This window comes from Streptococcus sp. 121, from assembly GCF_016458205.1.
In the GTDB taxonomy this organism is placed as follows: Bacteria; Bacillota; Bacilli; order Lactobacillales; family Streptococcaceae; genus Streptococcus.
In genome coordinates this window covers 1-25,262 of sequence record NZ_JAEMED010000020.1, presented here as the reverse complement: position 1 = coordinate 25,262, position 25,262 = coordinate 1, and the positions used below count along the sequence as shown (strand labels likewise).

Below are 25,262 nucleotides of genomic sequence, written 5' to 3'. Positions count from 1 at the left end.
AAGTTGGAAGAGCTGACTCTTCACCCCTCACTATTTTTTAAAAAAGAGCAAAAGCCCCCTATCAAGGAATATTATAGCATATTTTCCCACAGGCAAAAGTTCAATCTTGAAACCAGAGGTTACAAAAGAAGGTTGAGAATCATTCTCAACCTTCTTCCTTGTTTTCTTACGAAAATTCCTGTAAGTCAGTAATTCTCGGTCTTACATCATTCCACCCATCATACCTGGATCCATAGCTGGACCAGCTGGAGCTTGAGGTTCTGGTTTGTTAGCGACAACTGCTTCGGTTGTCAAAATGAGGCTGGCAACACTAGCTGCATTTTGAAGGGCTGAACGGGTTACCTTAACTGGGTCAATGATTCCTGTTTCAATCATATCCACCCATTCACCACTAGCTGCGTTGAAGCCTTGACCAGCATCTGCATTTTTGAGGCGATCAATAATGATGGAACCTTCGTAGCCAGCATTCAAAGCAATTTGACGAACAGGCTCTTCAAGAGCACGAAGGACGATGTTACGACCAGTCTCTTCATCTGCGGATAAATCCAAGGCTGCAACTGCCGGAATCACGTTCACCAAGGCCGTTCCACCACCGGCAACGATTCCCTCTTCAACCGCAGCACGAGTCGCATTCAAGGCATCTTCAATGCGAAGTTTCATTTCTTTCAACTCAGTCTCTGTCGCAGCACCAACCTTGATGACCGCAACACCACCTGCCAACTTAGCCAAGCGTTCTTGTAATTTTTCCCGGTCGAAGTCTGAGTTCGTGGTTTCAATTTGAGACTTGATGATACCAACACGGTTACTGATAGCAGCAGGATCCCCTGCTCCTTCAACGATGGTTGTAGAGTCTTTATCTACAACAACTTTAGCTGCTTGACCAAGCGCTTCAACCGTTGCATCTTTCAACTCCAGACCCAAGTCATCTGTAATAACCGTAGCACCTGTCAAAATTGCAATGTCTTCCAACATGGCTTTCCGACGATCCCCAAATCCAGGAGCTTTAACGGCCACAACATTAAAGGTACCACGAATCTTGTTCAAGACAAGGGTTGGAAGAGCTTCCCCATCCACATCATCCGCAATCATCAAAAGAGGACGGTTGGTTTGCAGAATACTTTCCAAAAGTGGTAAGATTTCTTGGATATTCGAAATCTTTTTATCTGTTACCAAGATAAATGGATTGTCTAATTCCGCAACCATCTTCTCATTGTCGGTCACCATATATTGGGACAGATAACCACGATCGAATTGCATTCCTTCCACCACTTCCAATTCCGTTTCCATTCCACGGGACTCTTCAATGGTAATAACACCGTCTTTTCCAACACGCTCCATCGCTTCAGAGATATACTCCCCAACCTTTTCGCTACGAGAAGAAACAGCTGCTACCTGCGCAATCGCTTCTTTATTGGAAACAGGCACAGAGTTTTCCTTCAAAGCGGCAACCGCTGCCGCTGTAGCAGCTTCGATTCCGCGACGAATACCAATTGGGTTGGCACCGGCAGTCACGTTCTTGATCCCTTCACGGACAATGGCTTGTGTCAAAAGGGTTGCGGTCGTTGTTCCGTCACCAGCGATATCATTGGTTTTTGAAGCCACCTCGGATACCAACTTGGCACCCATATTCTCAAAAGGATCTTCCAATTCGATTTCTTTCGCAATGGTCACCCCATCATTGGTGATCAGTGGTGAGCCAAAAGCTTTTTCCAAAACCACATTACGCCCTTTAGGTCCCAAGGTTACTTTGACCGTATCCGCCAACATATCCACACCACGCACCATTGCGCTACGTGCGTCAGATGAAAATTGAATATCTTTTGCCATTTTTTACTCCTTATTGAACAATTGCTAGAATATCAGACTCACGAATGAGAAGGAAATCCTCATCCCCATCTTTAACAGAAATACCGGCATGCGCTTCAAAAAGAATTGTTTGACCTGCTTCAACTGCAGGTGCAATCACATCACCGTTCAAAGAACGAAGTCCTTCTCCAACAGCTACGACCTCGGCTGTCTTAGTGGCTGACTGGGCATTAGACGCCAAGACAAAACCAGACACAGACTGCTCCTTCTCGATCACTTTGACAATTACTTTATCTGCTAAGGGTTGTAACATAGAAAATCCTCCATTTGATTTCTGCTCCCTATAGCGGTCTCACAACTTTCTCTCACAGGAGGGCTGACGAAACCTTAGCGAGCGTTAGCACTCTACTATATCGACTGCTAATTTCTGTTTCTATTTTATCATTTAGTCAACAATAGTCAAGAAAAAAACTTCATCCAGAGGACAAAGTTTTTACAAGAAAGACGGACAAAGCACCCTTTCCTTTAAAACGGCAATTCTTCGCCTTCCTCGCTGACCATCTCAAACTGTTCTAGCTTACGGCGTTGTTCCCGTAAGAGGCGTTGTTCCTTGGTTTCAAGGAGTTGGAAATCGCTGCAAAGGACTTCAGATAGATAGTGCATTTGACCATCCTTTTCATAACGACGGGTGCGGAGTTCTCCTTCCACGCCAATCAAGCTACCTTTGCAAGCATAACTGGTGATATATTCGGCTAGACGTCCCCAGGCGACAATGGAGATAAAGTCCGATTCCCGTTCCCCGGTTTGGTCCCGGAAACGTCTTTTAACAGCTAGTTTTGAACGGGTGACACTTTTATTTGAGGGGGTCTTCTGAAGTTCAGGAGTCCCTGTTAAACGACCAATTAGAAAAATACGATTCATCTTTTTACCCTCCTACCTGTTTATTCGGGAAAGAAGATGAAAAAAGGTTGGACAAAAGCCTCAACCTTCCTATTTTATTTGCAAATACTTTGACGCAGTGGTTAATTGGGTCGAGGCTGGGACACAAGTCTCAACCTTCCTATTTAGATCGTGGAATAACTTTTGTTCGCTTTTATTGAGAGAACATTTCATGTTCTCTTATCTAGAAACTTAAAGAGTTAATTCCTGACTCTTTGACCTCCGAAAACTACCTAATCAACATTGACATGAATTGTGTTCATTTCATCTATAAACTCTAAAGGCATTCAACATGCCTTTAGACCGGAGGTGGGTACTAACAGTCTGGGAAGAGACTGTTAGTACTTGAGCCCTAAATATGGAAAGCGAAAACAGTCTGGGAAGAGACTGTTTGAACCCGAGCCTAACAATAAAAGAGCGAGGTCGGTTTAGGTATAAACCGTTTCAGCTTACAACATGAACTAAAGACTTGTAACGAACTAATTTCGAATAAAATGAGTTCTGTCCCACTCTCGAGTGTATGAACCAGAGTTTGCGAGTCAACAACGGTGGTTCGTATTTTCTAAGAACGTCTTACGTTCTAGTATTCAAGAACATAAGGAGTCAATCCCTAACTTGTTATGCACTCCAGTGTTTAGCTGGGTCAAAGGCTTGGCCAACGGGCGTTTCTTCCGCTAGTTCGATAATACCGCGTTTTTGTGGGGCATTGGGAAGGGCCAATTCTCGTGGGCTACACATCATCCCAAAACTGGCCACGCCGCGTAATTGTCCTGGGAAAATCAAATTCCCTTTTGGCATCATGGCACCTGGAAGGGCCACAATGGTCTTCAAGCCCACGCGCGCATTGGGTGCACCGGCCACGATTTGAACTGTCTTATCTTGGCCAACTGCAACCTGACAGATATTGAGGTGGTCACTATCTGGATGGGCTTCCATCTCCACGATTTGACCAACCACAAAGCGAGGACTATCAAAATTAGCCACGCGCTCCTCAAAGCCTTCTGCAGCCAACCAATCATTCAAGATCACAAGGTCTGCATCAGACAAGTTCTGCTGGCCACTTCCCTCCAAGATCAAACGGTCACTGACTTGGAAGAAGTTCCAAGCAACCGTCTCTTCATTATCAGCTCGGCGAACACGCGCAATGGCTCCTTTTTTCTCAACTTCAACAGCCTGGCCTTGATCATCGGCCACAACGACCATCAGCACATCTCCCACACCCTGTGGATTATAGATAAATAACATAAACTCCCTTTCTAACTCACACTAACCCTGCCAGGAAAGCATCAATTTCCGCTTTTGTCTTCCGATCCCGGCTGACGAAGCGCCCAAGCTCCTTCCCATTTTCAACCGCAACAAAACTCGGAATTCCATAAATATCCCATAATTTTGCCAGCTCCATATAGGCGTCGCGGTCAATTTGAATAAAGGTAAAAGAAGGGTTGGAAGCTTCAATAGTCGGCATCTGAGGCTGGATAAAACGGCAGTCTCCACACCAATCGGCGGTAAAATAAAAGACATACCGACCCTCTCGCTCCAGATAAGAAGCCACTTCCTCAAACGATGATGGGACAATCATAGTGCTACCTCCTCAATATCCAGCTGGTCTCCAACCAACCAGAAGCGATAATGACGGCCATCCGCCAAAAAGACACCACCTTCCAGGCAATCCCGATCCGAATGGTAGAGCTCTACATACAGGGTCTCCACTCGACCCATCTCAGAGAAGAAGGCCCGAACCGTAGCCGTCATCTCCTCTTGACTCCGAACACGCGCCCGGTCTTCCTGCAACTTATAGCCCGCATAGGCCAGACCTGCTAGACCAAGAAGGCTTAACAACCCTAAGACTGGCTGACTTTTTCTTTTCATACTCATAAACCTTATTTTATCACAAGTCTACTTGTGTTACAATTTTAGAGAAAACTGAAAAAGGAGAATAACAGCATGAATCCATTATTCCAAGCTATCCAAGAAGTCACCCAACTCAAGGGGATTTCTGGTCACGAAGGCGCTATCCGCGCCTACCTAGGCCGGGAACTGCAAGATTCCGTCGATCAAATCCTGACAGACGGATTAGGGGGGATTTTCGGACTTAAGAAAAGCCAAGCCCCAGTCGCACCACGGGTTCTCGTTGCAGCCCATATGGATGAAGTCGGCTTTATGGTCAGCTCCATCAAAGACGACGGTACCTTCCGAGCCGTCGAAATCGGTGGCTGGAATCCACTTGTAGTCAGTGGCCAACGCTTCACACTGTTCACACGAGACGGCCGGGAAATCCCCGTCATCACCGCTGCCACTCCGCCCCACCTCATGCGGGGCCAAGGCAATCAACCTAACCTCCCAGCTATCAGCGACATCATCTTTGACGGTGGCTTCACCGACAAAGCCGAGGCGGAGTCCTTCGGCATCCGCCCTGGCGACACGATTGTTCCCGATAGCCAGACCATCCTCACAGCCAACGGCAAAAATGTCATCTCCAAAGCCTGGGACAACCGTTACGGGGTTCTCATGGTCAAAGAAGCAGCCCAGGCCCTAGCCCAAGAAAAGTTTGACTACGACCTCTACCTCGGAGCCAATGTCCAAGAAGAAGTCGGCTTACGGGGTGCCCACACCTCCACCACCCTCTTCGACCCAGTCCTCTTCTTTGCCGTTGACTGCTCCCCGGCTGCCGATGTCTTTGGTGGTCAAGGTAAAATTGGGGATGGAACCCTCATCCGCTTCTATGACCCAGGCCACCTCCTCTTGCCAGCCATGAAAGACTTCCTCCTTGACACCGCCGAAAGCGCTGGCATCAAGTACCAATATTATGCCGGAGCCGGCGGCACCGATGCCGGAGCTGCCCACCTCAAAAACGGTGGGGTCCCATCCACCACCATCGGTGTCTGTGCCCGCTATATCCATTCTCACCAGACCCTCTACAGTCTTGATGACTTCCTAGAAGCCCAAGCTTTCTTACAAGCTCTTTTGAAAAATCTAGATCAGACTACCATTGCCACAATCACCAACTACTAAGACTCATTCCATTTCAAATCTGACCTTGTCCAACCTGATTGCGTGCATGCACTCCTTTAGATAGATAAAAAATTAAGAGAGGCCAGACCTCTCTTAATTTTTTATCTTATTCAATTTCGCAAACTCCGGAATCCGTTGTAGGAAGGGGAGAACAAGCATGATCAACAATACCCGAATTGGAATCTCCAACACTTTGTAAACCCGTGTTGCATAAATCACGGCAAAAGGAGTCTGGTAGTAAGCATTGAGCAAAATTGGAGTCAAGATAAAGGTTCCAATCCCCATAGTAATCACTGTGGCAACAATAACATAGAGCCAGTCCTTCCAATTATTAAGGGACAACTTTTTACCAAAGAAGAATAGCCCATAGAGAAAGCCCTGCAAAGCTTCAACCAAGGTAAACCCCCAAATAAAGGAATAACCCGTATTATTCAGGAAAAAAGCCAAGATATCATAAACGATAGCCACCAAGGCAGACAACCAAGGTCCCGCAATAGATCCAATTAGAACCTTGGCAATGAAGGTAACGCCAACTTGTAGTTGGTTGGGAATGACGGAGATGGTAAATAAATCCAAGACATAGGTCAAGGCCATCAACATAGCAAGAGTCGCCATCAATTGCGGACTCAATTTGGGAAATGAAAATTTCATTGGAAAGCTCCTTTTCTTTCTGGAGCTGTCTAGCGACAGCGGATGCAATGGTCTACCGCACCAAAGGTTTCGTTGTGTGGCAACATCCCATCCACACACACTTAACGCAGACCATTTACTCTGTGCCTTTCGGCCTTCCCAGTATACCACAAAAAGAAGAGTAAAAACCAGTTGGTAGACTTGAAAACTCTTTCTCCTAAGTATTGAAAAATCCAGTTGGCAAAACCAACTGGATTTTTCTTATTTATTCTTAAGCTTTCAAACGCTCAACATCACGCGCGATAACCAACTCTTCATCGGTTGGAACCACTAGAACTTTAACCTTGGAATCAGCTGTTGAGATATCACCAACTGCACCAAAAACATTTTTGCCAGACTCTAGTTCCATACCAAACCAAGACAAGCCATCGACAACTGCTTGACGGACTTGATTGGAATTTTCTCCAATACCAGCTGTAAAGACAAGAGCATCTGCTCCATTCAAAACTGCGAAGTACTGTCCAATAAATTTACGGAGACGGTCTACCAACATATCAAAAGCCAAGGTCATCTTCGCATCGCCAGCTTCCCGACCTGCTTCAACATCCCGCATATCACTAGAAGTTTCCGCTACACCTAGCACACCAGATTCCTTATTGAGGACATTGATGACATCTGCCGCATTCTCAAGGCCTGGCACTTGCTCAATAAGGTAGGGAATGATAGCTGGATCAATATCTCCAGAACGAGTCCCCATCATCGGTCCGGCAAGAGGGGTGAATCCCATAGATGTATCCACTGATTTGCCACCATCAATGGCCGAAATAGAAATTCCGTTACCAATATGAGCGGTCACTAGTTTCAACTCTTCTAAAGGACGTCCCAACATCTCAGCGGCTTGGTGAGACACATAATAATGAGACGTTCCGTGTGCCCCATATTTCCGAACCTGATAATCCGTATAGTATTTCTCGGCAATTGGGTAGCGATAAGCCACTTCCGGCAAGGTTGTATGGAAGGCCGTATCGAAGACCGCCACACTCGTAATGTCCGGTAAGATTTCCTTGAAGGCCCGAATACCAGCTGCATTAGCTGGATTGTGGAGAGGGGCCAAACTAGCCAAATCCTCAATCTTAGCAAGAACAGCATCATCAATCAGAACAGAATCCGTAAAGAACTCACCCCCCGCAACAACACGGTGGCCCACACCAGTAATTTCTGAGTAATCCCCGATAATCCCGAACTTCAACAAATCTGCCAACAGCAGTTTCACCGCTTGCACATGGTCTACGATATCCAACGTTTGGCTTTCCGCCCGACCATCAAATTTAACAGTAGAAATCGAATCCTTGAGTCCAATCCGCTCAATAATTCCCTTCGCAAGTACTTCTTCCTCTGGCATTGCATAGAGCTGCCATTTCAAACTTGAACTACCTGCATTAATCGCAATTGTTTTAGACATAAGCTACCCCTTTTAAAGCGTTTTCACTATCAGTATATCAAAAAGAGAAGCAAAAAGCCCTTATTTTAACTCCATTTCCATTTTTTCTTGAAAATCCCGAATTTCCTCTGGATTACTTAAGTCGCTAAAGGCATAAATAAAAGGGGCTACCACCTTACCAGATGGCTTCCTAAAAATAAAAAGACTTTTCGCATAGTGAGGATTAGCAAACATCTTCTCTGGCAGATTCACCAAAGCCACCAACTCCGTTGAGGACTCCCGAGTTTATCACTTTCAAAAAGACAAAAGATAGCTAAACCCTTGGGGGACAAGGAGTTCGGCTATTTTTTTTAATTATTTTCGTGTAGTGTATGCATGCTTTTCGTAATTTTTTAGGTCGTTATCTTTTACAAAATCTTAAATCTCTTTAATTCCAAGCAGCTTATTTAACTTCTGTATATCCGAATTATCTTAAAATCTGTACTAATTATCTTGTAAAGGGATTGCCTTGACGTTATTCAGGGCTCGAATCATGCTTTCTTTACTATAATTGTTCAGTCTATTCTGCTCAGATTAAAGCGATAATTCAATTTTATTTCAACAAACAGACGCATACAACACAATAGAAAAAGCTAAAAGAGTTCCAAAAAATCCAGTCTTATCAAGTGATTGAGTCGTGTTGCCTACGGTACAAAGTGATAAACTCGGGAGTATATCAAAAAGAGAAGCAAAAAGCCCTTATTTTAACTCCATTTCCATTTTTTCTTGAAAATCCCGAATTTCCTCTGGATTACTTAAGTCGCTAAAGGCATAAATAAAAGGGGCTACCACCTTACCAGATGGCTTCCTAAAAATAAAAAGACTTTTCGCATAGTGAGGATTAGCAAACATCTTCTCTGGCAGATTCACCAAAGCCACCAACTCCGTTGAGGACTGGATCCAGCCCTTCAAAAGACCACTTTGAGGACTCGTCAACAACTGAGTCGGAGCCAAGAATATCGCATACCCATCCGAATCCAGATACTTAACCCCCTGCTCCATCAATAAATGATGCGCATAGGTATGCCCCTCCGAACTGGCCACCTGAAAGCGACTGGCAATGGCATCATCTGGATAATAACCAATCGGTAAATCACTCACAACCAAATTCTTCTGAAGAACCTGACTCCGAACGGCATCCCCTTGTGAAAAGGTCAAACCCTCCGTCCCCAGAACTTCTGCAATACTAGCTGACAATTCTACCAAGATATCATCCAACTCTACTCCCAAATAGTCCATTTCCTTTTGACTATTTAGTAGAATCGTCTCTGCCAAATTTCCCATACCGCTTCCCAATTCCAAAACACGGAGGGAATCCTGAGGGAACAAATGGTCTATCACCAAGGTCATTAAAAATCCAAGACTATCCGGTGTCGCCTGGTGGTTGGGCTGCAAAGGCTCTGTCTGCTGCCCCTTCATCATCAAATACTGAAAGGTGCGTCGCCACTCTTCAGGTGTCAAGCCCAACTGCGCCACCTTCTGGTTATTTTCCGCAAGTGACTTCAACTCACCATGCGGCTGCAGATAATTGGCATTCTGCTCAATCACTGCCTCGTAAAAACCCGTCTTTAACTGGTTCTGGATGGTTTGGACATTTTCCAACAAGAGACCAAAGGCCTGTTCAATTTTTTCAAAATTCATGCTTCTATGATAACACAAAAGTGACTGCAGGAGCTAGTGACGGGAGAAGCTGGTCAGAGAAAAATGGTAATCCTTTCCACTCGATAAAGTGACCTCAACTTCCCACCGTTTTCCCTCAAGGGTATACCTTGCTTGCCCCTCTTGGAAATGCAATTCTCCCTCCTTTCCCTTCCCTTTATCTCGACAATAGACGGCCAGGGCATACGCCTGCTCTCGGTCTCGATAGGCTTGAAATAGGCGCTCTTGAAAAAGATGACGTTCCAAGTACAAATTTAAAACCAGGCTAAAGACTGCCAGCAGAAGCAAGGCATAAAGCAAAACACCTGCCCGCACGCGCTTAGTCCACACGATAGACCCACTCCCTTTCCTTCCCATCCGCTAAAACTGCCTTGAGCTGGATCAGCCCCTCCTGCTCCTCCACCTCCATAGACTCAACCCCAAACAGCAAGGTTTGACTTCCCTGATTCTGGTTTCGTCCACCCGTCTTTCGAATTTCCTTTTTCTTAGGCCAATAGGCAATCTTCTGCCCCTTGCCCTTTTGATCCAGGTAAATCTCATGGTCGCTGACTGTATCAAAATGGGCTTCCAACAGCTCCTGCTCCATATGGGCTGTAAACAGCAACCAATCTTGCGTTGAAGCCCGCTCTTGGTAACGAATTTCTTGAAATAAAAGAAGGGTTAAAGCCTGAAAAAGTAGACAAGACCCACTGATAACCAAAAGAGCTACCAAGGCCTCCAGAAGGGTAAATGCCCTTAACCTAGGGCGACAGAACATGTACTTGAACAAGAATATCCTCCCCCTCTCTGACAGTCCAGACACGATTCTCTCGCTCCACTTGGATTTCATCATATTCTCCCAAACCCGCTTGCAGAGCCATGTGACCTTTCTGTAGGACTTGCTCCTGGTGTAGGATAGCTGCTCCCCTTTTTCGCGACTGGTTTACAGCCCCTAAAAGCAAGGCTGTCACCAAACTAAAGATCCATAACGCCACTAATGACTCCAGCAGGAGATAGGCTGCCAACTTACTCTTCTGTCCTCTGTAAAATCCCATTGCCAATCCTCGCTTGATAATGAATGGTCTTCCCACTCGCTTGATCCCGAAAGACAATCCGAGACAGGCCCGTATGATTGCCTTTGGAATCCAAGTCTAGCTGGAAATTCGATACTAATTCCAAGCCCTCCGGAAGCTCTAACTCCCCTTCTGGTCCTATAATCCGCCCCTCTTGAACATACAACTGCGTTGACTCCTGGCGAGCCCAAGCCAGAGTCTGAGACTCGGTATAAAAATGCTCAAAGCGGATATAGAAGAGATTCTTCTCAAAGGTACGATAGACCTCTCCGATTCCCACCGACAAGAGAGTTAGAAGAAAAAGAGTAATTCCTAGTGTTAACAAACTTTCCAGCAAGGTAAAAGCCCTAATCGGGGATGACCCGACTTTCACCACTGTGTTTCTTATAGTAGTCCCGATAAGCATCTGCCTGCTCCTTGGTAATGTGCTTCTCCGCTACCAGCTGTCCTAGGTTAGGATCACCACTATGGTTAAGCTGGTAAATCTCTGCCTGACTCTCCACAACTTTGACAATGGCTGCATTCCCCTTTTCCCTTACAACCTCCTTTTGTTTGACCAAATTAGGAACAAACAATAAAAGCAGAACAGAGATGATTAGAATCACAATTAGCATTTCTATTAGAGTAAAGGCTTTTAGTTTTGTGTTTTTCATCTTTTCCATCATAGGGGAACCTCCAAATTTTGATAGATCGGCAGCAACATAGCTGCATAGAGTAAGAGAATCAAAAAAGCTACGAGAATAAAGACACACGGCTGTATCAAATCCATTAGTCGGAAAAGCCGGTGAAAAAAGTCCTCCCAGGTTTTTCTCGAATAAAGGGCTAATTCCTGCCCCAAGCGTGACTTAAACTCACCATATTCAATCATCAAGGCCAACTCCTTCCTCAAAAAAGGATAGGTCCGAATCTGCTGGGCCAGGGACATCCCACCACTCAAGGCTTGGTCCAAATCCGCTCCCAACTCAGCCAAGAAAATCGACTCTTGTCGCCGCATCAGCTCAACAATCTCCGCCAAGGTCAAGCCCTGTCCAAAAAGGCAAGCCCACTCACGCGCCAGACTGGCTGATAAATAAGCCTGAACAAATCCACGAAGGCCGGGGCAAGTCACCAGCATGCGGAAAAATTCCAACCGCTTCCGCTGTCGATACAGCAGCACGAGACCACCTAACCCCAAACCTAGACAGGCCATCAAGACCACAAAACCAAGAGGAAGAACCTCCACCAGGCGGGTCCACTGATTGCTCTGGTCTATTTCCGGTAAAACATAGGAACGCAGCCCAAGAATCATCAGCATCAGAAAACCTAGCAATAAAAGAGGGTAGGTTCCAACCGCCACAAGCTTCCTCCGAACCTGAATGAGACTTTGCAAGTGCCCCTCCAACTGATCCAGACTGTCCAGCATATTGCCATGTAACTCGGCTAAAGCCAGTTGGCTTACGACCGTTCCAGAAAAACCCAGTTGCCCCAAGATATTCGAAAAAGGCTGACCCGACCGCATCCCCTTTCGCATACGGTCCACCAGTTCCTTGGCTAAGAGACCACTGTGGTCTAAGAAATCCAATGCCTCAGCCAGGTGAAAACCTGTCGCAAAAAGGTTATGAAAGAGTTGAATAATCTTCAACTCCTGCCGCAGTCCCAAGGTATTCTTCCCGAGCCTGATCTTGGCTGATATATCCGGATTTAAGTAGGTTTGCCACCTTGGCATTCCATGAAGTAGCCGTGTGGTTCTCAAAGTCTTTCTGGGCAACATCTACTAACCCCTTTCCCCCTATCAGGCGCTGGTAACAGACCAACTGCAAACATTCTTCCAACTCTCCAGCTTCCACTCCCAGTTCCAATAAACGGCGGTAAACTCCGGGAATAGACCGGGCATGGACCGTCGAGAAGACACTGATTCCCGTTAAGGCTGCTCGGACAACCGCGCGAGCGGTTTCGGAATCCCGAATTTCTCCAATAATCAAGAGATCCGGCCTGTGCCGAAGAGAAAGCTTGATCAGATGGTCATAAGTCATACCAATCTCTTTGTTCAGCTGCAACTGCAAAAAAGTTGAGTCCTTAATCTCAACAGGATCCTCAATGGTCAAAATCTGCCGGCCTTTAAATCGCTCCTTGGCCAGTTGATACATAAGGCTAGTCTTACCACTGCCTACCGGCCCCGAAAAGAGGTAGAGACCTCGCCCCTGGATCAACTGTCCCAATTTTTGAGGTTCCCAATCCCAAAAGGCCAAGTCTTCCTGGCCATCATAAAGGAGACGAATCACCAGACTCTCCAAACCACGGTAGTCCCCAACCGTGGATAGCCGTAAAGAAAGAGATCCTTGCTCCAAATTATAATCACAGGAACCTAACTGACTTCGCCTCCGTTCGCCAACGTTCATCCCTGCCGCAAACTTAAAGTGACTCAGCAAGGCCTGCCCTTGAACAGAGTCTAATTCATCCAAGAAAACCCGCTCCTCTCCCAGTCGCAAGTAAACAGCATAGCCCTCAACTCGGGGCATCAAGTAGATATCCTGAGCCCGACGCTTACGAGCCTCACTTAAAATAGCCTGAGCCTTGCTTTCAATCATCCTTCTCTTGCCTCCTCACCTATCTATTCGAAATAGCAGCAAAAAAGCCGTTGAAAAACAACGACTTCCTTCTCTATTCAATTTCATTTTGACTAAGACCTGTCTCAAGAAATTCTTGTAGGTTCTTGAAACTGGTTTCAATCATATTAAGAGCTGCTTCATCCGTGTAGGAACCGACATGGGGAGTGATCAAGACACGTGGATAGAGCTGAACCAATTCTTCCACAACTGGATCCGGCAAGGTCTGCTCGCGTAGATCCTTGAAGAAGAAGTCCCCCTCCCCTTCCAAGGTATCCAAGCCAAGACCGGCCAATTTACCGGACTGCACCGCCTCCAGCAAAGCCTGAGCATCCTGCAACTCTCCCCGTGCCGTATTAATCAAGATAGCGCCATCCTTCATGTTTGCGATAAAGTCGCGCGTGATCAAACGGCCGTTGGCCGGAATGTAGGGAGCATGGACGCTAACAATGTCACTTTCACGCAAGAGCTCTTCCAGAGACACTTGGCGGACAATGTCCTCCACTCCCTCTTTAGGGAAGGCATCGTAGGCCAAGACCTCTGCACCCAGTCCTTTAAAGAGCTTGGCTGTAGTCAAACCGATACGACCGATCCCCACAAGTCCGACCCTACAATTGCGAATTTCCTTGGAGAACATCGCTGCATCCACACGGAAATCCTTCTGCGCTGTTTTTTGCACCGTATAGGCCGTGTGGCGAAGCAACATCATGGCTAAGGTCACCGCCAATTCTGCAATCGCATTGGGAGAGTAAAAGGGAACGTAGGCTGTTTTGAGTCCAAGCTCTTTCGCGTAGTCCACATCTATGTGGTTGACCCCCACAGTCCGTGTCAAAACATACCCAATCCCCCACTCCTTGTAGCGGTCTAAAACTTCCGCTGTCGCAAAACAATTCCCCCGCAGGATGACTGCATCATGTCCTTTTGCCAAGGCAGCTGTCTCCGGAGAATTGAGATAGTCCGCTACCAAGGTCAACTCAAAGCCAAAGCTTTGATTGACCTGTTCAAAAATAGGAATTTCAACATCCCTAACACCATAACACAACACTTTCATAGATACTACCTCTTAGAAGAAGGCCTGAAGACCTGCTCCAACAATAATCCAGAAAACAATCGCTACAATGGATAGAACGGTTGCCAAAAGGGAAGCGTTACTGGCTAGTTGTGCTTCCTTATCATACTTGATGGCATAAGCCACTGCAACGGTAGCTGGTGGAGTTGCCAACAGAATGATGATCGACATGAAAGCTTCGTAATCCAGGCTAAAGACAGATTTCATGACCAACATCAAGACCATAAAGATAGCAGGAACGACAATGAGTTTGACACCGCTATAAAGCCAAACCACACGGTCCTTGAGGGCTTCACCAATACTGATATTTCCAAGAGTCATCCCAATCGCCAACCAAGCCAGTGGAGAAGCTAGTTTAGATAAGTAATCAACTGGTTTATAGACCCAAGGAAGAGTCTTGTCAATCCGCAAGATTCCAACCGTAATATCTTGCATTTCCTTGCTGCCTTCGTAAAGAGGAACCGTTACGGTCATTTGCGGCATATCATTTTGGAAAATCCAAATCAAGAGACCCAGGAAAGTCGCCACAACGATTGGGTTCAAGAAAATTTGTTTGAAGTTCTTCTTCTCAAACTGAACCCCACTCATCCGAACCAAACCATAGGAATAAAGGAATACCCGGTAAGCAATATTAAAGATATTGGCATAAAGAGCTCCGAGAGGACCCAAGAAACCATTAATGATCGGAATTCCGAAGAAGGTTGTAGAACCAAACGTGGTCAAAACAGAAAGAGTTGTCTTTTGATCTCCTTTAAAACGGAAATAAAGACTTTCCCCCAAGACAATCAAAATAACATAGGCCACAAAACCAAAGACAAACACCGTTAAACCAGTGGTAAAGGTCTCTGGATTAATGTTTTGCATAAAGGCTGAGAATGCCAAGGCTGGCAACGCAAAAGCTAAAACCACATCCGACAAAACCTTTCCTGCTTCAGGCCCAACGATATTGCGTTTCCGTGCAAGATATCCCAACAAAATAATCGAAATCGTTGAAAAAATCGCACTGAGAAAGGCGTTGGACGTAATAACTTGAAACATATTTCCCATGAACATCTCCTTTGTGAGTTTTTTTACAAGCACCTACCATTATAACGAAAGGGAAGGAGGGACGCAAGAGGTTTGATAAAAAAATCACAAAACCTTTTTCCAAAAACGATCATTTTTGTTAACGTAACTTTCATCCGACAATACTGAAATAATACTTAACCAATTTCAAAATCAGAATACTTGCAGAATTTCAAAAAATAAAGTTCAGCAAAGATGCTTGACAAAGTCCGATTTTGAAATCTAAACAATATAAAGAACCACCGACTACTCCTATCCAATACCGTACGAGCAATCAGTGGTTTTATAGACGAATGAAAATGGAGTTAGCCTTTGCGACGTTTAGATTTAACACTTCCAAGAGTTGCCAATAAGATAATCCCTGTGCTTGTTAATACAATTGAGTCTTGGCCAGAAGTATCTGGCAAAATCCCTTGTTTGTTAGAGTCTTCTCGCATTTCAAGTTTAGACCTCATAACTCTACGTTTCTCGTTCTCACGTGAAACTAATCGTAAACTAGGCAATTTTTCAGCTTGGATTCCTTCTCCATACTGATTTTGCTTGAGGTCATTCAAATCAAACTTCGGTGCTTTTTCCGACTGGGTACCTGAACCATGTTGACTTTGCTTAAGTGGATCTAAATCAAAATCCGATAGCCTATCAAACTGGGTGCCAAGGCCGTGCTGACGTTGATTAAGCTGAGGGAGTCGGATAGTCCAAATGCGAGACGGAAGTTCTGGACTTGAAGCCTTCGCCAATCTTGATACTCCGTCTGTAACAAAAACCTCAGAATCTTCTTGTATGTCAAGAAGAGGATTGTAGTAAGAAACTAGGTATCCATTCTCTTTTTTAGAAACTGTGTATAATCCTTTTTTTGTAACTGTCAAATGATTATCCACTTTATAGGCATTATCTTGGTAATTAACGATACCCCACACCTTTTCTCCATGATCATAGACGACCTGTAAATCATCCGTTTCCACAAGTACCTCGACGTTCTGCAAGATAGAGGCCAAGTCCTCTTGACTAGAGTTTGGAGCTAATACATAAGCGTAATTAGAACCCGATTGCCTATTGGCTGCTTCGATAGTGAAGAAGCTATTCGTATGCAGTTCTTTAGGTTGATCATAGTTAATTTCACTCCAACTTCCCTGTCCTTCAACTAGTTTAGAAGTTATGCGCATCGGTTGGAGAAAAACATATCCTATCGATTGATTTTCATCCCCATTACTTACATAGAAGGACTTAGGAGAATCCATTTCCAATTCTTGCTTGGATAAATGGACCTCTTGACCATTAAGAAAATACCGATAATCTTTATCAGCCAACAATTTTCGATTTTCAATGGTCGTGACCACTGGATAGGCAGATTGATTTTGAAGATTGGTTCCTAGAAAAACAACCTTATCTTTCAAAACAAACCAAGCTTTTTTCTCCGTTAGCGTTTTGTCCCAATTCGTAAAATCCATAGCTACAGTCGCATAATGGTTCCCTAACTGATTTGCCCCTACAAACTGACTTGGTAAGACTGTTTCTCCACTACCATCTTCCCGTTGTTGGATCGTATTTGTAACGCCTGGTAAGCGATAGGGATTGACTGTTGGCCAATAATGATTGCTGTAGTGACTCAGGTCTCCGTTATATAGATACACCATCCCATCTGCTGTGTACCAACCATGACGATTCTCATTATTCATGTCTTCATAGTTTTGCGTTTTATGAGAATGCATACTGATGGCAAAACTAAAATCTTTTTCAGCTTGATGGAAAACAAACTTATCCATATTGTTAAAAGCAGCAATACTTGTTTTAGGAGTGCGTGCTTGTATGGTCGAGTCCTTAAGAATATTCTGGATTAAGGCATGATCCTGATAAGAATTTAAATGATGGAAAATATCACTAAAAGAGTCACTTAAGACTTGTTCCTTTACAAATGAGTTTATAGCTGCTTTCTCATCATCAGATGATGATTGAGCAATTCGTGCTAAAGCAACAATAATATCAACGGCATAGACATGACTCTGAACTTGAGCACGGCTCACTGACCGACCTCGAGTCATATCCAGCAACTCGCCCTTCACTAAAATAGGCATAAAGGCTTTTTCAATCCAATCTTGAATAATGGCCGTCTTATCCCGAGGAAGTGCAAATTCCGTTGCTTGAATCACAGGTAGAATACGTGAGAAGCCATCAATCAAGACATTTCCGTAAGCCCCTGTATAGGCAACGTTTGTATGGTCGATAAAAGAACCATCTCGATAAAAACCTTCCCCACTAGATACATGGTCCATAATGGTTGTTAGACCATATACACCCGCTTGAATACGCAGTGGATTCTTGGTTAAAGCTCCCTCTAGAATTGCTACTTTGCTAATATCAGTCTGATTTCCCCCAACAGCTGGAACGGGTCTTGGAGTTGTCATCCGAATCATTGTTGTATCTGGTACAAACTTACTGATTGCCTTTGTATATGTATTAATTTCATCCTGTGAAAAGTAGGCATTGAGGTAAGCTAAGGTATTAAGAATAGATAAAGGAGTTCCGATTTCATAATCCCACCAATTCCCATTTATTTCTTGAGACTCATTGTACACATGTTGATGGAGCCACTTAAATCCTTCCTTTACACGATCCAGTAAATCACGATTTTGATAGTATTTCGAAGAGGGATTTGTCAAAACTTTAGCCATCGTTTCCAGTTCGCGATAAATACTAGTGATATCTGCAGAACGATTTAAGGGATATTTGTGAAATAGAGATGGCTCTAACCGAACTGGATCGTGCCAGTCTGCAAGAGCTTCTTCAACCAATTTTTCTTGATTTTCCTTCAACCGTTTCATGTAGACGTCTGACTCTTTATAATGTCCATTATCTAATGATATTTGCTCCCATTTTTTCAAAATAGAATCAAAAACAGTCTCCTCAAAAGGATTCACGATAAAATCAACTGTTGAAACCAGCTGATCCTGGTTATAGATGAATAATTTCGTCTGTCCAGCTTGTTTAGGAATGATTAGATGATTTTCAACACTTGCTATCTCCGTATCCTCTAATACATATCGCAATTCCGGGCGGTTCGTGATATAGATTTTATTGGTGGGAATGGTGATGGGTTGACGCTCGATTTCTTTTTGCTCTTTATTAAATGTCGATTCTTCTTTATGATAAACCGTCAAGGAAAGGTCATCAAAAGAGGCCACTCCTGTCCCCTTGTCAAACATTAACTCAACCTTTAGAAAATGAGTTTCCGGGGTTAGAGGAATTACTTTTTCAATTTTTACATTTGAATTCCCAGTGACCGGAGAAGTTGCAACATACATCTGAGGCCACAAATCCTTCTGGTTCTGATCCTTATAAGTAACCCGTATCTTGGCCCCTGCTCCGGTCACGTCAAAGGTCTCTAGGTTACCCGTAAGAAGGTAGCTTTTTTTCGGATCAACAGCCAAGGTTTGGGCTACAATAGCACGGTAGGTTTTAGGAGCGTCAAAGGTTAATTTACCAGCATAAGCATAGACACTTCCATTACTTTTTTTAATACCTTTGGGAATATAAGGATTGTCCCAGGATGTAGCAGAACTATAGTACCAATTTCCTTTACTTGGCCCTGTTTCTTCAAAATCACCATTTTTAATAAGATTTTCTGGAATTTCTTGAGCAGAACCATTTGGTTGCGTTTGAGCAGCAGCCGTCCCTACTGGCTCATTTTCTGCTAGTGGAAAAGCCAGAGTCTCTAAAGGAGTGACCACTAGAGCCCCAGAATGACTTTCTGTTACTGTTTCTTCTATAAGATTAGCAGACTCGATTAGAGCTGGCTCCTCAACCAAAGTCCCATCGATAGCAGACTCTGATAGACTTGAATCGACAACAGTTTCTAGGATAGGACTGCCCTGACTTCTTTCATCGGCCTTCGGAACAGGTGCTTTTACAGAAACTTCAATTAGCCCAGTTTCACTACCTTCTTGCGCAAGAACAGGCTGCGCCCCTAAGAAACTCAGACCAATGACAACCGAGCAAATTCCAACCGGATATTTACGGATACCATATTTTGGCAAGGATATTAGTAAATTTTTCATGACGAACCTCCATTCATGACATAGCGAGCGCTTACATCGCTATTATAAGTAAATCGGTTTATATAATCAAATAATTATGTGGTTTTCAAAAAACATTTTTAAATAGAGGCCGGTTCTGTCTCCTCTAAAACAATACACTTCTCAACTGACTAGCCCGGATTCTGAAACAAAAAAATCGAGCTCTCAAAGAAAACTCGACTTTAACTGTTCTGACGCTGTCAGGTTTTAAAGCTTAATGCGCCACCATTTCCTGTGCTACTTCCTGCCCCGTTAAGCTTGCTGGATAGTAAGTAGGCCAATTGGTTAACTCCTCCCAAAGGGCTTCTTGACTTTCTCCACCAAAATACAGATGGAAATGAGCCGATTGGGTTGGGGCAATTTGGTGGTCGCTAAATTGTAGGTACTTGAAGCGTCCTGCGTTCGCTTCTTCGGCTTCAAATTGGAAGCGGACACCTCGGTTACCTTTTTCATAGGTCAGGATTTTATAACCTGCAGCCTTGTAGGTATAAGTCTCCTCACCCTTATCCGTTACAAAGGTTACCTTATTCCCTTTGATTTTAATCTGATTAACATCGGTTTGGTAACCAATTTTGTAGTAGTCCTTGTATTCCTGAGCGGTTTTGTCTCCCTTTTTCTTAGCCTTGTAGTCAAAGACTTGGTCTAACTGGCCAGATTCCAAATATGGGGAAACAGACTGCCAGTCTCCCTCCCAATCACTGAGGGTCCGGTCTTTGATATCCTTGTCTTCAAAATAACCATTGGCAACCGTTTTTTCGGTCACAGGCTCAGAGGCCTTGGGCTTCGCCGCGTCTTTAAATCCAGCTAATAGTTGCACCAGATTTTCCTCCATCAAGCTGACATAGGATGCGCCTTGATCAATATCCTTCTGCGGAACACCTTCTAAAGTGTGAAGCTGGCCTAACTCAACACCTGCCTCAGAAGCTAGAGTTTGAGCGAGTTTGTTGGAAGAAGAGGATTCTACGTAAATACGTTTGAGTCCAATTTCCTTGACCTGATCTGCTAACTCTTGGATCCGCTTCAAGGAAGGTTCTTCTTCTGTGGAAAGGCCCACAATAGACTCTTGTTGAAGCTGATAGTCAAAGGCTAGGTAGTTGAAAGCCGTGTGCTGAGTCAAGAAAGTGTAACCCTTGTAGGCTGCCAGTTTTTCTTGATACGATTTATCCAATTGGTCCAATTCCTTGAGATAAGCAGCAGCATTTTTTTCAAAAGTCGCTGCCTGATCTGGATAACGCTCCTTCAATTGATCCCGCAAAGAAGCCACCAAGAGCTTAGCCCGATAAGGAGAGAGCCAAAGGTGTGGATCCAACTCGTGGCTATGTTCCTCAGCCCCATGGTCATGATCGTGGTCTTCCTCCTGCCCCGGTAGAAGTATCAGATTCTTGCTCGCCTGAATAGTCCGATCAGCGGATAGAACCCCGCTCTTTTCCAAATCTGGCACCCACATTTCCATATTGGGATCCATATAAAGAAAGGAGGAAGCTTCTTGAATACGACTAACATCTTTGGCCGATGGTTCATAGCCGTGCACCTCCGTTCCAGCTTGAACCAAGAGTTGCACATCCGCCTCGTCTCCAACAATTTTTTTGCTAAATTCATAGATGGGATAGAAGCTGGTCACCAGTTGAATATCCTTTTTGGCCCCCTGGGACTGGCATGCGGTTAGGAAAAGGAATAATCCTAAGAGGAGGACGGCAAGTCCCTTTTTACGTTTTTTCATAAGAACCTACTTTCTCTTAAGCAGAGCCACCACCATGAAAATGGTGATGAAAATTAATGTAATACTTGCGCTAGCTGGGCTTTCCCAATAATAGGAAAGGAAAAGTCCCGCAACCATACCAATGAGGCCAATGAGGCAAGACAGCCAAAGAACCGATCGGAAATGGCGCCCCAGACGCAAGGCGATGCTGGCTGGCAAAATCATAATGGTAGAAACCAAAAGAGCTCCAGCAGCTGGAATCATGAGGGCGATCGCAACCCCACTCATGACGTTAAAGGCAATCGACAGGGCACGGGTGGGAATCCCATCCACTTGCGCTGTGTCCTCATCGAAGGTGAGTAAATAGAGCGGCCGATAAGCCAAGATCAGAAAGAATAAAACCACCGCCGCGATAGCGAAAAGTCCCAACACCTGCTCCCAAGAAATGGTCACGATAGAACCATAGAGGTACTGCTCTAGGCTCATGGTCTGACCGCCCCCAGACTTGCTCATCACCACCATGGCAATAGCCAGACCTGCGGCCATCAGGATCACAGTCCCGACTTCCAAATACGAAGCGTAAACCGTTCGCAAGTACTCCAAGAAGACTGCGGCAATTACCACCACCACCAAGGTCATCCAGGTCGGCGACAGACCTAAGAGCAGTCCCAGAGCTACCCCTGCTAGGGAAATATGACTCAAGGTATCACTCATCAAACTCTGCCGGCGCAAAATCAGAAATACACCAATCGCTGGCGAGAACAGACTCATGGCTACAATGGCCAAGAGTGCCCGTTGGAAAAAGGCATAATCCAATAAACTCATGCGCCTTCCTCCTCTCCTTGATGCAACTGGAAGCAACGCCAAGGCGAGTCCTGCTTCCGCAACAAATGAATATTTCGATCCGCATATTCTGCCACTTCCTCGGGATCGTGAGTCACCATCAAGACCGCCTTCCCATGCTTATGAGCAGAATGGTGCATGAGTTCATAAAAGTCCTCTTTAGACACCGCATCCATCCCCGTTGTGGGCTCATCCAAGACAAAGAAATCCGGATCCGAGGCAAACATCCGAGCCAAGGCCACCCGCTGCTTCTGACCACCCGAAAGAGCTCCAATAAAGCTTTTCCGCTGGTCCCACAAACCAACGGCCTCCAAACTGACCTGAACATGTTCCTGATCATGCTCTGTCAGCCTCTTCCACCAGGATTTGCGAGGGTAACGACCCGAAGCCACAAACTCCTCCACAGTTGAAGGAAAGCCTGAGTTAAAGCTGGCCACCGTCTGTGGCAAATAGGCAATTCGTAAGGCTTGCCTCTCTCGGTTTAGGGCTGCCCGTTCGACCCTTCCTTGGCTGGGTTTAAGCAGCCCTAAACTAGCCTTGAGTAGGGTAGACTTGGCCGCCCCATTTTCACCTGTCAGGGTCACAAATTCACCAGCATCAATGTGGTAAGATACTCCCTCCAAAACGGGCTCCTTGTCATAGTAAAAGGTCAAATCCTTGACCGTCAAATAGCGCATCTCTATTCCATCTCCTTCGCTAATTCTTTCAGAAACTTGGCAATCACTTTTTGTTCATCCTTGGAAAAACCTTGAACCATTTTCTGCAAGGCTTGGCTGGTCCGCTCATGGTGTTGCGCGTGCTCCTCCGCAACCGCCTTGCCTTCCTTGGTTAATTGAAAATAAACCAGGCGTCCATCTTGTTCATCCCTTTTGGTTTCAAGCAAACCTTCCTTGCACAGAAGCTTGGTCGCCTTGGTCATGGCCGCCTGGGAAAGGCCTAGCTCTTTTGCCAAGCTGGAATTGGTTAAGGGCTTTTGTGCTAAGACCATTAAAATATGTTCCTGGGTATTGGTGAGGTGAATAGGGCTCTGACAATCCCCAAGCAAAAGCTCATGCTGGTGCTCTGCTTTTTTCAAAACCAAATCCAAAACACGACTAATCTCACTTCCTAACATAGAATCTCCTTAACTGGTAAATTATTTACTGGTTAAGTATATCGCAAAAAAAAGATAGAGTCAAGTCTGACTCTATAACATTCTAACACGATAAACTTCCTTGCAAAATCCTTTGACTGAATTGACGACACGACAGGCAGCCTTATCGCTAGAACAAAGGGCAAAGACAGTTGGCCCACTGCCACTCATAAGAGTTGCATCTGCCCCAGAAGCTGCCGCACAATTTTTGATTTTTTGAATCATGGGCTTGCGTGCAATACTAATGTCTTCCAAGGAGTTCCCAAGATTGGCCAAGAGCTGCTCATAATTCCCTTCATCAATAGCCTGACAAAGAGCTGGAATATCCACAGGCTTAATGGTATCCATTTCAACTTGAGAAAAAATGGCAGTCGTTGACAAACTAAAGGGTGGTTTAATCAAAACAACCCAAACCTTGGGAGCCCGTGTTAAGGGATGAACTTGCTCCCCACGACCCGTCACATAGGCGCAGCCCCCGTAAACACAATAAGGCACATCCGAACCAACCTTAGCCCCGATTTCAGCTAATTCTTCCAGACTATACCCTAAATCCCACAATCGGTTCAAGGCCCGTAAAGTCGCAGCAGCATCACTGGAGCCACCAGCCAAACCTGATGTAATCGGAATTCGCTTATCAATCGAAATATGAACCCCTCTATCTTCTAAACCAGCTGCTTGCCGCAAATAAAAGGCTGCCTTATAGGCATGATTTTTGAAATTTAGCGGCAGTTTACTCGAAGAAGACTCAATCGTAATTTGCTGATCCTCACGCTCTCGTACTGTAATGTAATCATTTAAGTCCACACTCGCCATGACCATGCCTAACTCGTGAAAACCATCCTCTCGCTTTCCACGAACATCCAGGCCTAAATTGATCTTAGCCGGTGCCTTTTCAACAATTTCTTTCATACATGCCATTTTATCAAAAGATCCGAAAGGAGGAAAGTGGGAAGGACTGCTCTACTTGATAAAAGAACAAAAAAAGCCTTCTAGAGAAGACTTTCAAATACCGGCGGCCGGGGTCGAACCGGCACGTCCGTGAGGACACTGGATTTTGAGTCCAGCGCGTCTGCCAATTCCGCCACGCCGGCTTTCACTAATTATTCAATTAGTAACTGGGGTAGCTGGATTCGAACCAACGCATGAGGGAGTCAAAGTCCCTTGCCTTACCGCTTGGCGATACCCCATTATTAATAAATAGGCGAGTGAGGGGAATCGAACCCCCGAATGTCAGAGCCACAATCTGATGTGTTAACCACTTCACCACACCCGCCATTCTATTAATACACGGGCAGTAGGAATTGAACCCACACTGAAGGTTTTGGAGACCTTAGTTCTACCTTTAAACTATGCCCGTAAGATGGAAGGGGAGGGATTCGAACCCCCGAACCCGAAGGAGCGGATTTACAGTCCGCCGCGTTTAGCCTCTTCGCTACCCTTCCATACAATATTCAATTGTAATGGCGCGAGACGGAATCGAACCGCCGACACATGGAGCTTCAATCCATTGCTCTACCAACTGAGCTACCGAGCCAAATTGCGGGAGCAGGATTTGAACCTACGACCTTCGGGTTATGAGCCCGACGAGCTACCTAGCTGCTCCATCCCGCGCTATTCTCAAACAAGGAGGATGTGGGATTCGAACCCACGCACGCTTTTACACGCCTGACGGTTTTCAAGACCGTTCCCTTCAGCCGGACTTGGGTAATCCTCCAAAAATTATAAATAGTCCGTACGGGATTCGAACCCGTGTTACCGCCGTGAAAAGGCGGTGTCTTAACCCCTTGACCAACGGACCATATTATAAATGGGCACGAGTGGACTCGAACCACCGACCTCACGCTTATCAGGCGTGCGCTCTAACCACCTGAGCTACGCGCCCAAGTTAAAAACTTGGTATGGTATTGAACTATCGTTCAAAGCGGGTGACGAGAATCGAACTCGCGACAACAGCTTGGAAGGCTGTAGTTTTACCACTAAACTACACCCGCTTGAATGGGAGTTAACGGGATCGAACCGCTGACCCTCTGCTTGTAAGGCAGATGCTCTCCCAGCTGAGCTAAACTCCCATAAGAAAGCCTAAGCTTTCTATTTGCTAAGCGACTACCATATCTCACAGGGGGCAACCCCCAACTACTTCCGGCGTTCTAGGGCTTAACTGCTGTGTTCGGCATGGGAACAGGTGTATCTCCTAGGCTATCGTCACTTAACTAAATTTTTC

Annotated in this window: 26 protein-coding genes, 12 tRNA genes, 1 rRNA gene and 1 riboswitch; of the genes, 1 reads left to right on the top strand and 38 read right to left on the bottom strand. The window is 45.2% G+C overall.

Going from position 1 to position 25,262, the window contains the following annotated elements:
- Positions 1 to 201: 201 nt before the first annotated feature.
- From groL to JEQ21_RS05430, 6 genes are all read right to left on the bottom strand, one after another.
- Positions 202 to 1,827, bottom strand: coding sequence for a chaperonin GroEL (gene groL / locus JEQ21_RS05455; RefSeq protein WP_199364454.1), 1,626 nt, complete (start codon positions 1,825 to 1,827; stop codon positions 202 to 204).
- Between the two features lie 10 nt (positions 1,828 to 1,837).
- Entirely contained in the window at positions 1,838 to 2,119 is a 282-nt protein-coding gene (gene groES, locus JEQ21_RS05450) for a co-chaperone GroES (protein WP_196967719.1), read from the bottom strand.
- A 212-nt stretch (positions 2,120 to 2,331) separates the two neighbouring features.
- On the bottom strand, positions 2,332 to 2,727 hold the full coding sequence (locus JEQ21_RS05445; RefSeq protein ID WP_196091172.1) for a single-stranded DNA-binding protein: 396 nt from the start codon (positions 2,725 to 2,727) through the stop codon (positions 2,332 to 2,334).
- A gap of 636 nt (positions 2,728 to 3,363) precedes the next feature.
- A complete protein-coding gene (gene ytpR / locus JEQ21_RS05440) occupies positions 3,364 to 3,990 on the bottom strand; it encodes a YtpR family tRNA-binding protein (protein ID WP_196967307.1) in 627 nt (208 codons plus the stop codon).
- Between the two features lie 16 nt (positions 3,991 to 4,006).
- The gene (locus JEQ21_RS05435; protein ID WP_196091170.1) at positions 4,007 to 4,324 is read right to left on the bottom strand and encodes a thioredoxin family protein; all 318 of its coding nucleotides are present in this window, start codon (positions 4,322 to 4,324) and stop codon (positions 4,007 to 4,009) included.
- A complete protein-coding gene (locus tag JEQ21_RS05430) occupies positions 4,321 to 4,614 on the bottom strand; it encodes a DUF4651 domain-containing protein (protein WP_233340759.1) in 294 nt (97 codons plus the stop codon). The genes JEQ21_RS05435 and JEQ21_RS05430 overlap by 4 nt, the downstream gene beginning before the upstream one ends.
- Positions 4,615 to 4,689: 75 nt before the next feature.
- On the opposite strand from JEQ21_RS05430, the gene pepA reads away from it, so the two are divergent.
- Positions 4,690 to 5,757: a glutamyl aminopeptidase gene (gene pepA, locus JEQ21_RS05425; RefSeq protein ID WP_199364453.1), complete on the top strand. Its 1,068-nt coding sequence runs from the start codon at positions 4,690 to 4,692 to the stop codon at positions 5,755 to 5,757.
- A 93-nt stretch (positions 5,758 to 5,850) separates the two neighbouring features.
- Here the strand turns inward: pepA and JEQ21_RS05420 are convergent, their stop codons facing one another.
- The 32 genes from JEQ21_RS05420 to rrf all read right to left on the bottom strand — a co-directional run bounded on the left by JEQ21_RS05420 (position 5,851) and on the right by rrf (position 25,251).
- Entirely contained in the window at positions 5,851 to 6,408 is a 558-nt protein-coding gene (locus JEQ21_RS05420; RefSeq protein WP_199364452.1) for a folate family ECF transporter S component, read from the bottom strand.
- A gap of 34 nt (positions 6,409 to 6,442) precedes the next feature.
- A riboswitch (THF riboswitch) is annotated at positions 6,443 to 6,533 on the bottom strand.
- A 125-nt stretch (positions 6,534 to 6,658) separates the two neighbouring features.
- Positions 6,659 to 7,849 (bottom strand): acetate kinase, encoded by a 1,191-nt coding sequence (locus tag JEQ21_RS05415; RefSeq protein ID WP_199364451.1) that lies wholly within the window; start codon positions 7,847 to 7,849, stop codon positions 6,659 to 6,661.
- Positions 7,850 to 7,909: 60 nt separating this feature from the next.
- Positions 7,910 to 8,080, bottom strand: a complete 171-nt coding sequence (locus JEQ21_RS05410; protein ID WP_199364450.1) for a hypothetical protein — start codon at positions 8,078 to 8,080, stop codon at positions 7,910 to 7,912.
- 486 nt (positions 8,081 to 8,566) lie between these two features.
- Entirely contained in the window at positions 8,567 to 9,508 is a 942-nt protein-coding gene (locus tag JEQ21_RS05405) for a class I SAM-dependent methyltransferase (protein WP_196091165.1), read from the bottom strand.
- A gap of 33 nt (positions 9,509 to 9,541) precedes the next feature.
- Positions 9,542 to 9,856, bottom strand: coding sequence for a competence type IV pilus minor pilin ComGG (gene comGG, locus JEQ21_RS05400; protein WP_199364449.1), 315 nt, complete (start codon positions 9,854 to 9,856; stop codon positions 9,542 to 9,544).
- Positions 9,846 to 10,295 carry a competence type IV pilus minor pilin ComGF gene (gene comGF, locus JEQ21_RS05395; RefSeq protein ID WP_199364448.1) on the bottom strand — a complete coding sequence of 150 codons (450 nt, stop codon included), beginning with the start codon at positions 10,293 to 10,295 and terminating at the stop codon, positions 9,846 to 9,848. Before comGF ends, comGG begins: the two co-directional genes overlap by 11 nt.
- Positions 10,267 to 10,560, bottom strand: coding sequence for a competence type IV pilus minor pilin ComGE (comGE, locus tag JEQ21_RS05390; RefSeq protein ID WP_199364447.1), 294 nt, complete (start codon positions 10,558 to 10,560; stop codon positions 10,267 to 10,269). The genes comGF and comGE overlap by 29 nt, the downstream gene beginning before the upstream one ends.
- Positions 10,532 to 10,951 carry a competence type IV pilus minor pilin ComGD gene (gene comGD, locus JEQ21_RS05385; RefSeq protein WP_199364446.1) on the bottom strand — a complete coding sequence of 140 codons (420 nt, stop codon included), beginning with the start codon at positions 10,949 to 10,951 and terminating at the stop codon, positions 10,532 to 10,534. Before comGD ends, comGE begins: the two co-directional genes overlap by 29 nt.
- Positions 10,926 to 11,240 (bottom strand): competence type IV pilus major pilin ComGC, encoded by a 315-nt coding sequence (comGC, locus tag JEQ21_RS05380; protein WP_442805118.1) that lies wholly within the window; start codon positions 11,238 to 11,240, stop codon positions 10,926 to 10,928. Before comGC ends, comGD begins: the two co-directional genes overlap by 26 nt.
- Entirely contained in the window at positions 11,240 to 12,217 is a 978-nt protein-coding gene (comGB, locus tag JEQ21_RS05375) for a competence type IV pilus assembly protein ComGB (protein WP_233340758.1), read from the bottom strand. Before comGB ends, comGC begins: the two co-directional genes overlap by 1 nt.
- Positions 12,174 to 13,145 (bottom strand): competence type IV pilus ATPase ComGA, encoded by a 972-nt coding sequence (gene comGA, locus JEQ21_RS05370; protein WP_199364443.1) that lies wholly within the window; start codon positions 13,143 to 13,145, stop codon positions 12,174 to 12,176. Before comGA ends, comGB begins: the two co-directional genes overlap by 44 nt.
- 73 nt (positions 13,146 to 13,218) lie before the next feature.
- The gene (locus tag JEQ21_RS05365; RefSeq protein ID WP_199364442.1) at positions 13,219 to 14,214 is read right to left on the bottom strand and encodes a 2-hydroxyacid dehydrogenase; all 996 of its coding nucleotides are present in this window, start codon (positions 14,212 to 14,214) and stop codon (positions 13,219 to 13,221) included.
- Positions 14,215 to 14,226: 12 nt separating this feature from the next.
- Positions 14,227 to 15,279, bottom strand: a complete 1,053-nt coding sequence (locus tag JEQ21_RS05360; protein ID WP_199364441.1) for an AEC family transporter — start codon at positions 15,277 to 15,279, stop codon at positions 14,227 to 14,229.
- 323 nt (positions 15,280 to 15,602) lie between these two features.
- Positions 15,603 to 19,349 (bottom strand): polysaccharide lyase family 8 super-sandwich domain-containing protein, encoded by a 3,747-nt coding sequence (locus tag JEQ21_RS05355; RefSeq protein ID WP_199364440.1) that lies wholly within the window; start codon positions 19,347 to 19,349, stop codon positions 15,603 to 15,605.
- A 232-nt stretch (positions 19,350 to 19,581) separates the two neighbouring features.
- Positions 19,582 to 21,087: a metal ABC transporter solute-binding protein, Zn/Mn family gene (locus JEQ21_RS05350; RefSeq protein ID WP_199364439.1), complete on the bottom strand. Its 1,506-nt coding sequence runs from the start codon at positions 21,085 to 21,087 to the stop codon at positions 19,582 to 19,584.
- 6 nt (positions 21,088 to 21,093) lie between these two features.
- Entirely contained in the window at positions 21,094 to 21,891 is a 798-nt protein-coding gene (locus JEQ21_RS05345; RefSeq protein WP_199364437.1) for a metal ABC transporter permease, read from the bottom strand.
- Positions 21,888 to 22,586 carry a metal ABC transporter ATP-binding protein gene (locus JEQ21_RS05340; protein WP_199364435.1) on the bottom strand — a complete coding sequence of 233 codons (699 nt, stop codon included), beginning with the start codon at positions 22,584 to 22,586 and terminating at the stop codon, positions 21,888 to 21,890. The genes JEQ21_RS05345 and JEQ21_RS05340 overlap by 4 nt, the downstream gene beginning before the upstream one ends.
- A 2-nt stretch (positions 22,587 to 22,588) precedes the next feature.
- Positions 22,589 to 23,023, bottom strand: a complete 435-nt coding sequence (locus JEQ21_RS05335; RefSeq protein WP_196091151.1) for a zinc-dependent MarR family transcriptional regulator — start codon at positions 23,021 to 23,023, stop codon at positions 22,589 to 22,591.
- A 72-nt stretch (positions 23,024 to 23,095) separates the two neighbouring features.
- Positions 23,096 to 23,950, bottom strand: a complete 855-nt coding sequence (gene ispE, locus JEQ21_RS05330) for a 4-(cytidine 5'-diphospho)-2-C-methyl-D-erythritol kinase (RefSeq protein ID WP_199364432.1) — start codon at positions 23,948 to 23,950, stop codon at positions 23,096 to 23,098.
- Positions 23,951 to 24,048: 98 nt separating this feature from the next.
- A tRNA-Leu gene (locus JEQ21_RS05325) sits at positions 24,049 to 24,132 on the bottom strand.
- Positions 24,133 to 24,156: 24 nt separating this feature from the next.
- Positions 24,157 to 24,228, bottom strand: a tRNA-Gln gene (locus JEQ21_RS05320).
- A 13-nt stretch (positions 24,229 to 24,241) separates the two neighbouring features.
- Positions 24,242 to 24,314 (bottom strand) — tRNA-His (locus JEQ21_RS05315).
- A 13-nt stretch (positions 24,315 to 24,327) separates the two neighbouring features.
- Positions 24,328 to 24,398, bottom strand: a tRNA-Trp gene (locus JEQ21_RS05310).
- Between the two features lie 4 nt (positions 24,399 to 24,402).
- Positions 24,403 to 24,483, bottom strand: a tRNA-Tyr gene (locus JEQ21_RS05305).
- 19 nt (positions 24,484 to 24,502) lie between these two features.
- Positions 24,503 to 24,575, bottom strand: a tRNA-Phe gene (locus JEQ21_RS05300).
- A gap of 3 nt (positions 24,576 to 24,578) precedes the next feature.
- Positions 24,579 to 24,652, bottom strand: a tRNA-Met gene (locus JEQ21_RS05295).
- A gap of 13 nt (positions 24,653 to 24,665) precedes the next feature.
- Positions 24,666 to 24,755 (bottom strand) — tRNA-Ser (locus JEQ21_RS05290).
- A 12-nt stretch (positions 24,756 to 24,767) separates the two neighbouring features.
- A tRNA-Glu gene (locus JEQ21_RS05285) sits at positions 24,768 to 24,839 on the bottom strand.
- Between the two features lie 10 nt (positions 24,840 to 24,849).
- A tRNA-Ile gene (locus tag JEQ21_RS05280) sits at positions 24,850 to 24,923 on the bottom strand.
- Between the two features lie 38 nt (positions 24,924 to 24,961).
- Positions 24,962 to 25,032 (bottom strand) — tRNA-Gly (locus JEQ21_RS05275).
- A gap of 5 nt (positions 25,033 to 25,037) precedes the next feature.
- A tRNA-Val gene (locus JEQ21_RS05270) sits at positions 25,038 to 25,110 on the bottom strand.
- A 25-nt stretch (positions 25,111 to 25,135) separates the two neighbouring features.
- Positions 25,136 to 25,251, bottom strand: a 5S ribosomal RNA gene (gene rrf / locus JEQ21_RS05265).
- Positions 25,252 to 25,262: the final 11 nt, after the last annotated feature.